The organism is Frigoribacterium faeni (assembly GCF_007988805.1).
GTDB lineage: Bacteria > Actinomycetota > Actinomycetes > Actinomycetales > Microbacteriaceae > Frigoribacterium > Frigoribacterium faeni.
This window is the reverse complement of the sequence record NZ_BJUV01000052.1, coordinates 1-11526: the sequence shown is the minus strand read 5'-3', so window position 1 is coordinate 11526 and position 11526 is coordinate 1. Positions and strand designations below refer to the sequence as shown.

Genomic DNA, 11526 nt, shown 5'->3' with positions numbered 1-11526 from the left:
AGCGCACCACGACTAGACACGGTGCAGCGCACGAGACCCGGTGCGGTCGCGCGGCCCGGGAGGCGCGGGTCAGGCGAGCAGCGCCTCGATCGGACCGCGGACGAAGTACACCAGGAACCCGGCGGCGACGATCCAGAGCAGCGGGCTGATGCCGCGGGCACGGCCGGAGAGCGCCCGGACGATCACCCAGCTGATGAAGCCGACGCCGATGCCGTTGGCGATCGAGTAGGTCAGCGGCATGACGATGATGGTGAGGAACACCGGAAGCGCCACCGAGAAGTCGGTCCAGTCGATGTCCTTGATCTGCGACACCATCAGCGCGCCGACGATGACGAGAGCGGCGGAGGCCACCTCGAGCGGCACGACCTGGGTCAGCGGGGTGAAGAACATGGCCAGGATGAACAGCAGGCCGGTCACCACCGACGCGAAGCCGGTGCGGGCGCCCTCGCCGATGCCCGAGGCCGACTCGACGAAGACGGTGTTCGACGACGAGCTCGTCGCGCCGCCCGCGATCGCGCCGACGCCCTCGACGATCAGCGCCGACCGCAGGCGCGGGAAGGTGCCGTCGGCCTCAGCCACGCCCGAGGCCTTGGCCAGTCCGGTCATGGTGCCCATGGCGTCGAAGAAGTTGGTGAACACCAGGGTGAAGACGAGCATCACGGCCGACAGCACGCCGATGCGGGCGAAGGCGCCGAAGCTGACGTCGCCGATCAGCGAGAGGTCGGGCAGGGCGACGATCTGGGTGGGCAGCACGGGGGCGTTGAGGTTCCACTTGTCGGCGTCCTGCCCGAGCGAGGGGCCGACCCGGAAGATCGCCTCGAGCACGATCGAGATCACGGTCGTGCCGACGATGCCGATCAGGATGGCGCCCTTGACCCGACGGGCCATGAGCACGGCGATGCTCACCAGGCCGATGACGAAGGTCACGGTGGGCAGGCTGGCGATCGAGCCCGCGTCGCCCAGCTGCACCGGCGGGGAGGCCGTGCCGCTGGTGCGGACGAAGCCCGAGTCGACCAGCCCGATGAAGGCGATGAAGAGCCCGATGCCGACGGTGATCGCCGTCTTCAGCGCGGCGGGGACCGCGTTGAAGATGAGGCCGCGGAGGCCGGTCACGGCGAGGATCGTGATGACGAGCCCGTTGATCACGACGAGCCCCATGGCCTCGGGCCAGGTGACGTCCTGCACGACGTTCACGGCCAGGAACGAGTTGATGCCGAGACCGGCGGCGAAGGCGAACGGGAGGCGCGCGACCGCCCCGAACAGGATCGTCATGACCCCGGCGGTGAGGGCGGTGACCGCGGCCACCTGGTTGTTCTGCAGCCAGCCGCCCGCGACGTCCTGGGCGGCCTGATCGGCGCTGAAGCCGCCGAGGATCAGCGGGTTGAGGATCACGATGTAGGCCATCGTGACGAAGGTGACGATGCCGCCCCGCACCTCGCGGGACCAGCTCGAGCCGCGACGCGTGATCTCGAAGTAACGGTCGAGGCGACCGGTCGGGCCGGGGGCGGTGGTCGTGGTGCCGGTGGGCGCGGGCGTTCTCATCTGGCGACTCCGAGGGGTGGGAGGAGGTGCCCGGCGGCCGCGGGCAGACGCCCAGCTTAGGGCCGTCGCGGACCGGACCCGATGGTCCGGCGGTCGCCGCGCCTCCTCGGCGGTGCCGTCACCGCATCGGTGGGGCGAGGGCTCAGGCCTCGGGCGCCACGACGGCCGCCGTGAGCGCGGCGACCACGTCGGCCGTCGTCACCGCGGCGGGCAGCCCGATCGCCACGCGCCGGCCGTCGACCTCCACCCAGGTCCGCAGCGTGGCCGTCGCCCGCGGCGAACCGGGGGTCGGCACGGCCAGGAGCTCGAGCCCGTCGAGCTCGGTCTCGATCCAGCGGGTGTGCACGCCGGTGCGCCCCTCGGGGGCCGTGAACGCGGGCTCGTCGAGCAGCAGGCGGTGGAACGGGAGCGACGTCGCCGGGCCCTCCACCGTCAGGGCGGTCAGACAGCGCCTCGCGCGCCGGATCGCGCCGTCGCGGTCGCGCCCCGTCACCGTGACGGTGAGGAGGAGCGAGTCGCGTCCGGCGGGCACCGCACCGCCGACGACCACGCCGGAGTCGATGCGGACGCCGGGTCCGCCGGGCAGGGCGAGGGCCGAGACCACCGCGGGAGCCGGCAGGAACCCGCGCCCGGGGTCTTCGGCGGTCACCCGGAAGGTCAGGCTGTGCCCGCGCGGCGACGGACGGTCGACGGCCTCGATCGGCCGGTCGTCGGCGATGAGCAGCTGGTGCCGCACGAGGTCGACGCCGGTCGTCTGCTCGGTCGAGGCGTGCTCGACCGCGAGGGCCGTGCCGAACTCGAGGAACGACACGACGCCGGATCGCGAGACGAGGAACTCGACCGTCCCGGCGCCCCGGTACGACACCGCGGCGGCGATCGACCGGGCGGTGTCGACGACGGTCTCGATCTGCTCGCCGGTCAGGAACGGAGCGGGCGACTCGGCGACCAGCTTCTGGTGCCGGCGCTGGACCGAGCAGTCGCGGACGTCGATCACGACGATCCCGCCCCGCCCGTCGCCGAGCAGCTGCGCCTCGACGTGCCGGGGACGATCGAGGTACTGCTCGACGAAGCACTCGCCGCGACCGAAGACGGCGACGGCCTCGCGGACGGCCGAGTCGAACAGGTCGGACACCTCGTCGAGGCGTCGGGCGACCCGCAGGCCGAGCCCTCCCCCGCCGTGGGCCGCCTTGAGGGCGATGGGCAGGCCGTGCTTCTGCGCGAAGGCGACGGCCTCGTCGGCCGTGTCGATCGGTCCGGCCGTCCCGACGACCAGCGCGGCGCCGACCGAGTCGGCCAGGGCCCTGGCCGCGATCTTGTCGCCGAGGACCTCCATCGTCTCGGGGTCGGGTCCGACCCAGGTCAGCCCGGCCGCGACGACGCGTCGGGCGAACTCCGCGTTCTCGGACAGGGGTCCGCAGCCGGGATGCACGGTGTCGGCACCGCTGCGCTGTGCGACGTCGACGAGGGCGTCCATGTCGAGGTACGGGTCGACGGCGCCGCCGGTCGGCAACGCCCAGGCCTCGTCGGCGCTCGTCACGTGCAACGCGTCGGCGTCGTCGTCGGCGTAGACGGACACCGACCCGAGCTCGAGCTCGGCGCAGGCGCCCGCGATGCGGACCGCGATCTCGCCGCGCTCGGCGATCAGGACCTTCTTCACCGCTCGGTCCCCCGCTCGGCGACGGGCTCGACGGGACCGCCGGTCGGGTCGGCGGCCGCTTCGGCTGCCGGTTCGGCCGCCTCGGCTCTCGGCTCGGCCGTCGGGCCGGCGCCGGCCTCGGACCTCGGCCGCGGTGCCACGAGGGCCGGGCCCCGCACGGCACGGAACCGGACCCGCGCGCCGATGGGCACCTGAGCCGCGCGGTCGAGCTGGTCGCCGACGAGGCAGGCGATGACGGGGTAGCCGCCCGTGACGGGGTGGTCGGCCATGAACAGCACCGGCTGCCCGTCGGGCGGCACCTGGAGCGCCCCCGACACGGTCGCCTCGCTCGTGAGCTCGTCGGTGACCGAGCGCTCGAGCGGCGTCTCGCCCTCGAGACGGAGCCCGATCCGATTCGACCGCGGCGTCACGGTCCACTGCTGCTCGGTCAGACGCGCCAGCGCCTCGTCGGTGAACCAGTCGTCGCGCGGCCCGAGGACGACGTCGAGGAAGGTCACCTCGTCGGGCGCCGAGACGGTGCGCTGCACGTGCGGCGCGGCGGCCGCCACCGACTCCGACCACCCGCGGGCGACGACGAGCTCGTCGCCCGCCTCGAGGCGGCGCGGGCCGAGACCGGCGAGCACGTCGCCCGAGGCGCTGTCCAGGACCGGGTCGACCAGCCAGCCGCCCCGGACGGCCAGGTACGAGTACACGCCACGAGGAGGCGCGCCGATCGAGATCACGTCGCCGTCGTCGAGCGCGAAGGGGGCTCCGACGACCGCGCTGCACGCTCCCCCGGCCCGGGTCACCGTGATCGGGACGGGCGCCCCGGCGACCGCGACCACGAGATCGCCCCGGGCCGTCGCCTCGAGACCGCCGTAGGCCATCTCGAGCGCGGGCGAGCCCGTGCCGGAGCCGACGAGGCGGTTCGCTTCGCGCAGGGCGCGATGGTCCATCGCGCCCGAGCGCGACACCCCCAGCCCCGAGCGGCCGGGGCGCCCGAGGTCCTCCATGATGCTGAACGGCCCGGGTGCCGTCACGACGAGCGCGCGGGTCGACGCCGTGTCGGCGTCGGCGCGGGGGTCGATGGTGGCCGCACGGAGGGCGACCGGGGCGGTCGTCGGGGAGCCGACCCGTGCCTCCTCGGTCCGGTCGTCGCCGTGGGGAGTGCGGACGGCGGAGGCGTCGGCCGTGGCCGGCACCGCGACGAAGCGGACCCGCATCCCCGGCTGCAGGAGCGCCGGGACGCGCTCGGAGAGGTCCCACATGGGGACGGTCGTCCGCCCGACGAGCTGCCAGCCGCCGGGGCTCTCGCGCGGGTAGACCCCCGAGAAGCCGCCGGCGAGGGCGACCGCTCCGGCGGGGACGACCGTGCGCGGCGTGGCGCGGCGCGGCACGTCGAGCACCGGGTCGCCGCCCGAGAGGTAGGCGAAGCCGGGGGCGAACCCGGTGAACGCGACCGTGTAGGTCGCCTCGGTGTGCCGACGGACCACCTCGTCGACGGAGCGGCCGGTGAGCGAGGCGACCTCGTCGAGGTCGTCGCCGTCGTAGTGGACGGGGATCTCGACCAGGCGCCCCTGGGTCGCGGCGTCGCGCGACCGCGGCAGCGACCGGATGACCGAGAGGAGCGACCGGGCCGGCAGCAGGCTCGGCAGGAACCGCACCGCGACCGTCCGCGCCGCGGGCACGACGTCCAGCAGGCCCGCGACGGGCTGGGCGAGCAGGGCGCCGAACAGAGCGAGGGACTCGTCGAGCCCGCCGGTCTCGATCAGGATCCCGTCGGTGCCGAGCGGCAGCACCCTCAGTCGGGCGATCGCCGACTCGAGGTCGACCCCGTGGTCGTCGCCCCGGTCGGTCACGCGGGCTCCCCCGGCGACGCGGCGGCCACCTGCCGCGGGACGGGCACGAACGACCGCACCCCGACGCCCGCCGACTCGAGGCCGTCGCGCAGTCGCGTCGCGATGCCGACCGCCCCGGCGGTGTCGCCGTGGACGCAGACGGACCCCGCGTCGAGCTCGAGGTCGGTGCCGTCGACGGCCCGGAGACGCCCGGTCTCGACGAGCCTCAGCACGCGGTCGCGGATCTCGATCGGGTCGTGCAGCACGGCGCCGGGCGCCGATCGGGGGACGAGACTCCCGTCGGGCGCGTAGGCGCGGTCCGCGAACGCCTCGGCGACCGTCGCGAGACCGGCGTCGGCCGCGCGGTGCAGCACGCTCGATCCGGCGAGCCCGACGAGGACGAGGCCGGGGTCGACCCGGGTGACGGCCTCGACGACGGCCCGCGCATGGGCCCGGCCGGCCTCGTCGTCGCGAGCGATCACCGAGTAGAGGGCGCCGTGGGGCTTGACGTAGCGGACGGACGCGCCGACCGACGAGGCGATGCCCGAGAGCGCCCCGATCTGGTAGACGACGTCGCCGACGAGCTCGGCCTCGGACGCCTCGACGTACCGCCGCCCGAAGCCGGCGAGATCGCGGTAGGCGACATGGGCGCCGATCACGACGCCGCGCCGATGGGCCGCGTCGACCGTGCCGGTCATGGTGAGCGGGTCGCCGGCGTGGAACCCGCAGGCCACGTTCGCGCTGGTGACCACCCGCAGCATGGCGTCGTCGTCGCCGAGGCTCCAGCGGCCGAATCCCTCGCCGAGGTCGGCGTTCAGGTCGATGGTGGTCATGCGGGGCCTTCCGTGCGGCTCGATGCGGTGCGGGTGCGCAGGCGGTCGTCCCACCGTAGCGGGCGGGCGTCCGGCCCCGCTGGGCGGCGGTCGTCGATCAGGAGGCGCGGGCCACCCGCAGGGCGGCCGTCACGAGCGGCCACTGCAGCGGCAGGCGGAGGACCGTCACGAGCCTCCGGGCCGTGAAGGCGCGGCTGCTGCGCAGGGACCGCGTCGCCATCGAGACGTTGGCCGGGAACACGGCGACGAACAGCGCCGCCGCGAGCAGTCCGCCGACCCGGCGCGTCGGACGCGACGCCAGGGCGGCGGCGATGCCGACCTCGGCGACCCCCGAGGCGATCGTGTAGAAGCGGGCCGATCCGGGGAGGGCGCGCGGCACGATCGAGTCGTAGACCGCGGGCCGGACGAGGTGCAGGACGCCGCTGCCGCCGAGCGCGACGGCCAGCACGCGGGCGGTCGTCACGGCACGGGCCGCGTCGCGGGAGGTGACGGCGGGACGGGAGATCCGGGGGCTCATGCCGTCCATCGTGCTCGCCCGCGCCTCCTCGGCCGGTCAGGGTGCTCGGCGCGCCCGGGCCCGACCGGCGCGTGCGGCGTCGGACCGGCTCAGACCATCCGGCTCACGCCGCGGCTCATGATCGCCGTCGTGAGCGCCTCGACGGGTTCGCGGGGGGCCACCGGGTTGGCGACGAGCACGTAGTCGACGTCGCCGAGGTCGGGCAGCGAGAAGCGCCGGCTGACCTTGACGAGGTCGGACGGGATGAGCGAGAACGGGAACGCCGCCACGCCCATGCCCGCCCGCACCGCGGCGAGCATGCCGTTGACGTCGCGGGTGTTGCAGGTGATCCGCCACGTGCGCCCGGCCGCCTCGAGCGCGTCGATGGCGAGCTGCCGGCTGAGGCTGGGCGCCTGGTAGGCGATGAGCGGCACGGGCTGGCCGGTCTCGATCTGCAGCTTCTCCTGGGCCATCCAGACCATGGCGTCGCCCGCGACGCGGGTCCCCTCGGCGCTCTCGCCCGGGGTCTGCTTGACGAAGATGAGGTCGAGGTGACCGGAGGCGAGCCGTCGACGGAGGGGTGCGCTCTGGTTGACCGTGAGCTCGAGGTTGATCTGCGGGTAGAGCTGACGGAAGTGGCGGAGGATGCGGGGCAGCTGGGTGATGGCGAGGTCGTCGGCCGCCCCGAAGCGGAGACGCCCGCGCATCGCCGAGCCGCTGAAGTAGCTCTCGGCCGCCGAGTGCGCGGCGAGGATCGTGCGGGCGAACCCGGCCATGGCGTCGCCGTTGTCGGTGAGACGGACCTCGCGGGTGTCGCGGGTGACGAGCGTGCGGCCGGCCGCCTTCTCGAGCCGGCTCACGTGCTGGCTGACGGTCGGCTGGCTGATGCCGAGGCGGAGGCCCGTGCCGGTGAAGCTGCGGGTCTCGGCGACGACGAGGAAGGTCGTCAGCAGGACGGGATCGAACACGGGCGGGACTCCTCCACAGGGGTCATTGGGATATCTGATGACACTGATTCAGACCATAGCGGGTCCGAATGATGGCCCGAGCCGTAGCGTCGAGGGACGACGAGGCGCGGTGCACGTCCCCGCTCCCCTCGCCCGATTCCACAGCCGCCCCCAGCGCAAGAAGAGTGATGTCCGCCCCACCCCGCACCGCCGCACCGAGTCCCGCCACCGAACCGCTGCCCGTCATGGCCGAGCGCCCGCCGTGGCGCCACACCTTCATCGCCCTGAGCGTTCCGAACTTCCGCATCTGGACGGCCGGCAACGTGGTCGCCATGACCGCCGGGTGGATGCAGCGCATCGCCCAGGACTGGCTCGTGCTCGAGCTCACCGGGAGCGCGACGGCCGTCGGCATCACGGTCGCGCTCCAGTTCGCCCCGATGCTGTTCTTCGGCCTCCTCGGCGGGGTGATCGTCGACCGCTTCTCGAAGCGCGCCCTGATGATCGCGACGCAGAGCACGTTCGCCGTGCTGAGCCTCGGACTCGCCGCGCTCACTCTGGCGGGGGCCGTCGAGGCCTGGCACGTCTTCGCGATCGCCTTCGCCACGGGTCTCGTGACGGTGATCGACAACCCGGCCCGCCAGGTGATCGTCTCCGAGCTCGTCGGCCACCGTCACCTGCGGAACGCCATCAGCGTCAACTCGAGCGTGTTCCAGCTCGGCGGCATGATCGGCCCGGCCATCAGCGGCGTGCTGCTGCTCGCCGTCGGCGCCGGGTGGGCGTTCGTCGTCAACGGTGTCGCCTGCGCCCTCGTCGTGGTGATGCTGTCGATGCTGCGCACCGCCGAGATGACCCGCACGGTGCCGGCTGCCCGCAGCCGCGGCCAGCTCCGCGCCGGTCTCGCCTACGCCGCGGCGAAGCCGACCATCCTCGTGCCGGTGGTGCTCGTGGCGTCGTACGCGGTCTTCGGACTCACGATGCCCGTGCTGCTCGCCTCGTTCGCAGCCGACGTGTACGACGTCGGGGCCGGCGGCTACGGCCTGTTCAACTCGATGATCGCGGTCGGCGCGCTGACCGGGGCCCTGCTGTCGACCCGCCGCGCGACCATCAGACTGCGGACCATCGTGCTCGGCCTCCTGGCGACCGGGACCCTCCAGGCCGTCGCCGGCTCGATGCCGACGGTCGGGGCCTTCGCCGTGACGCTGGTGGCCGTGGGGCTGGCCTCGCTGCTCTTCCTGACGGCGGCGAACCAGCTCGTGCAGCTGTCGAGCAACATCGCGATCCGCGGCCGCGTCATGTCGCTCTACGTGCTCGTGCTGCTCGGCGGGCAGGCGATCGGCGGGCCTGTCATGGGCGTCGTCGTCGAGAGCGTCGGCACCCACGCGGCCATGGTGCTCTCCGGCGGGGTGCCCGCGGTCGTCGCGGCGATCACAGCGCTCGTGCTGGCCCGTCGCGGGCAGCTCACCCTGCAGATGCGCGTGCGCCGCCACGTGCCGGTGGTCGAGATCGCCCACCGCTGACGCTCTGGTCGGCGGGCTCGGTCGGGTCGGCTCGGGGCGGTGAGACTCGGGTCAGACGGACGGCGAGCGCCGGGAGCCGCCGAAGGCGATGGCGACGTCGAGCCGCCAGGCGGTGGGCTCGCCGGAGACGTGCGTCGTGCCGACGAACCGGAGGAGGTCCCCGGCTCGGAGGCTGAGCACCCCGTGGACGTCGTCGCTGCCCTCGAGCCAGAACGCGATGTCGTGCTCGTCGAGGAGGTCGTCGTCGACGGTGGCGCCGAAGGTGGCGCCGTCGAACCGGAGGGGGACGTCGCGGAACCGCAGCCGGGGCGGCGACTCCGTCCAGTCGGCGGCGGCGGGCACCCTCTGGGCGACGATGACGGCGTCGATCACGCCGTCGTCGGCGAGGGTGACCCTCGATTCGGTCAGGTCGACGCCGAGGTCGTCGTCGTCGATGCGAAAGCGGTTCTCCACGGGACCACGCTAGCGAGGTGGGCGGCGCAGCGGAATGGGCGGCGGCTGCCGGTGGTTCGCCCGGTCATGAAGAAGCGCATCGGGTTCCTGTCGTTCGGTCACTACCAGGACGTCCGGGGTTCGGCGACGCCGACGGCGCGGGAGGCGCTGGTGCAGTCGATCGAGCTGGCCGAGGCCGCGGAGGAGATCGGCGTCGACGTGGCCGCGGTGCGCGTTCATCACTTCGTGCGGCAGCTGGCGAGCCCGTTCCCCCTGCTCGCGGCCATGGCGGCGCGCACCAGCAGGATCGAGCTGGGCACCGGCGTGATCGACATGCGGTACGAGAACCCGCTGTCGATGGCCGAGCAGGCCGCGGCGGCCGATCTCATCAGCGCCGGGCGGTTGCAGCTCGGCGTCAGCCGGGGATCACCGGAACCCGCCCTGCGCGGCTGGGAGGCGTTCGGCTTCGCGCCGGCGGAGGGCGAGACCGACGCCGACCTGGCGCGACGGCACACGGAGCTGTTCCGGGCCGCGATCGGCGGGGCGGACGTCGCCCGGTCGGACCCGAATATGACCGGGTGGTCGGACGGCCTGCCGATCGAGCCGCGGTCCCCCGGACTCGGCGAGCGCATCTGGTGGGGTTCGGGCAGCCGGGCCACCGCCGTCTGGACCGGCCACCAGGGCATGAACCTCATGAGCAGCACCCTGCTGACCGAGGACACCGGCGTGCCCTTCGATCAGCTGCAGGCCGAGCAGATCGAGCTGTACCGGCAGGCCTGGGCCGAGGCCGGTCACGCCCGTGAGCCCCGGGTGTCGATCAGCCGCAGCGTGATCCCGATCACGACCGACGAGGACCGCCGGTACTTCGGCGTGCGCGCCCAGACCGACGGCGGCGACCAGGTCGGTCTGCTCGACGGCGTGCAGTCGCGCTTCGGCAAGAGCTACATCGGCGAGCCCGACGTGATCGCCGAGCAGCTGGCGGCGGATGCGGCGGTGCAGGCGGCCGACACGGTGCTGCTGACGGTGCCGAACCAGCTGGGGGTCGACTACAACGCGCGTCTCCTGCGGACCGTGGCCGACCACGTGGCGCCGGCGTTCGGCTGGGTGCCGAACCTGGCCCGCACGGCCTGACCCGCGCCTCCTGGGCTCGTCCGCCCCGCGTCGCTCGGCCGGGGACGTGACGCGCCGCTCGCCGTCCGGGCGTCGCGGCATGTCGTGACCGTTCGGTCGGCGGTGCAGCGGGTAGACAGGAGCGCATGTTCACCGACATGCCCGAGACGGCCCTCCGGGACCACCGCAGCACGCAGACCGAGCCCGACGACTTCGACGCCTTCTGGGCGGTCACCCTCGACCAGACGCGGGCCCACCCGCTCGACGTCCGGATCGAGCCGGTCGACACCGGTCTGACGACGGTCGACGTCTACGACGTGACGTTCGCCGGCTGGGCCGGCCAGCCCGTCCGGGCGTGGCTCCGGGTGCCGGCGGGCGCGACCGGGCCGCTGCCGGCCGTCGTGCAGTTCGTCGGCTACGGCGGCGGGCGCGGGGCGGCGGTCGAGAACCTCTTCTGGTCGGCGGCCGGCTACGCCCACCTGCAGATGGACACCCGCGGGCAGGGCTCGGGCTGGAGCCGGGGCGACACGCCCGATCCCGACGGTTCGGGGCCGGCGCACCCCGGCGTCATGACGCGCGGCATCGACAGCCGCGAGACCTACTACTACCGACGCGTCTTCGCCGACGCGGTCCGGGCCGTCGAGGCCGCCCGGAGCCTCGACCTCGTCGACGCGACGCGGGTGGGCGTCGTCGGCGGCAGCCAGGGCGGGGGCATCGCCCTCGCGGTCGCCGCGCTCGTGCCCGACCTGTCCGCGGTGGCGGCGTACGTGCCGTTCCTCTGCGACTTCCGCCGGGCGAGCGTGATCACCGACTCCGACCCGTACAAGGAGATCGGACGGTACCTGGCGGTCCACCGGCACCGCGCCTCCTCGGTGCACGAGGTGCTCTCGTACTTCGACGGGGTCAACTTCGCGAAGCGGGCCCTCGCGCCGGCGCTGTTCACGACGGCGCTGATGGACCCGACCTGCCCGCCGTCGACGGTGTTCGGCGCGTTCCACGAGTACCGGGGCGCAGCGGAGATCACGGTGTGGCCGTACAACGGGCACGAGGGCGGCGGCGTCGAGGACGACCTGCTCGCCCTGGCGCTGTTCCGCCGCACGCTCGTCTGAGCCGCACGACCCCGGGAAGCCACGACCCGCCGCCCACCTCGAGAGGGGGGCGGCGGGTCGTGGCTC

At 73.9% G+C, this 11526-nt stretch carries 10 protein-coding genes; 3 read left to right on the top strand and 7 right to left on the bottom strand.

Going from position 1 to position 11526, the window contains the following annotated elements:
• Positions 1 to 69: 69 nt before the first annotated feature.
• From FFA01_RS15160 to FFA01_RS15135, 6 genes are all read right to left on the bottom strand, one after another.
• Positions 70 to 1542, bottom strand: a complete 1473-nt coding sequence (locus tag FFA01_RS15160; RefSeq protein WP_182501116.1) for an NCS2 family permease — start codon at positions 1540 to 1542, stop codon at positions 70 to 72.
• A gap of 142 nt (positions 1543 to 1684) precedes the next feature.
• On the bottom strand, positions 1685 to 3199 hold the full coding sequence (locus FFA01_RS15155; RefSeq protein WP_146857022.1) for an acetyl-CoA carboxylase biotin carboxylase subunit: 1515 nt from the start codon (positions 3197 to 3199) through the stop codon (positions 1685 to 1687).
• The gene (locus FFA01_RS15150; protein WP_244289895.1) at positions 3196 to 5037 is read right to left on the bottom strand and encodes a 5-oxoprolinase subunit B/C family protein; all 1842 of its coding nucleotides are present in this window, start codon (positions 5035 to 5037) and stop codon (positions 3196 to 3198) included. Before FFA01_RS15150 ends, FFA01_RS15155 begins: the two co-directional genes overlap by 4 nt.
• A complete protein-coding gene (locus tag FFA01_RS15145) occupies positions 5034 to 5849 on the bottom strand; it encodes a LamB/YcsF family protein (protein WP_146857021.1) in 816 nt (271 codons plus the stop codon). The genes FFA01_RS15150 and FFA01_RS15145 overlap by 4 nt, the downstream gene beginning before the upstream one ends.
• A 97-nt stretch (positions 5850 to 5946) precedes the next feature.
• Complete coding sequence (locus FFA01_RS15140; protein WP_208720945.1) at positions 5947 to 6366, bottom strand: DoxX family protein; 420 nt, start codon at positions 6364 to 6366, stop codon at positions 5947 to 5949.
• 89 nt (positions 6367 to 6455) lie between these two features.
• On the bottom strand, positions 6456 to 7313 hold the full coding sequence (locus tag FFA01_RS15135) for a LysR substrate-binding domain-containing protein (RefSeq protein WP_146857020.1): 858 nt from the start codon (positions 7311 to 7313) through the stop codon (positions 6456 to 6458).
• A gap of 167 nt (positions 7314 to 7480) precedes the next feature.
• Here FFA01_RS15135 and FFA01_RS15130 point away from each other — a divergent pair, with 167 nt between their 5' ends.
• Entirely contained in the window at positions 7481 to 8809 is a 1329-nt protein-coding gene (locus tag FFA01_RS15130) for an MFS transporter (RefSeq protein ID WP_146857019.1), read from the top strand.
• A 51-nt stretch (positions 8810 to 8860) separates the two neighbouring features.
• Here FFA01_RS15130 and FFA01_RS15125 read toward each other — a convergent pair whose 3' ends face one another.
• Entirely contained in the window at positions 8861 to 9262 is a 402-nt protein-coding gene (locus FFA01_RS15125) for a hypothetical protein (RefSeq protein ID WP_146857018.1), read from the bottom strand.
• 66 nt (positions 9263 to 9328) lie between these two features.
• On the opposite strand from FFA01_RS15125, the gene FFA01_RS15120 reads away from it, so the two are divergent.
• The gene (locus FFA01_RS15120) at positions 9329 to 10372 is read left to right on the top strand and encodes an LLM class flavin-dependent oxidoreductase (protein ID WP_146857017.1); all 1044 of its coding nucleotides are present in this window, start codon (positions 9329 to 9331) and stop codon (positions 10370 to 10372) included.
• A 125-nt stretch (positions 10373 to 10497) separates the two neighbouring features.
• On the top strand, positions 10498 to 11460 hold the full coding sequence (locus tag FFA01_RS15115) for an acetylxylan esterase (RefSeq protein WP_146857016.1): 963 nt from the start codon (positions 10498 to 10500) through the stop codon (positions 11458 to 11460).
• Positions 11461 to 11526: the final 66 nt, after the last annotated feature.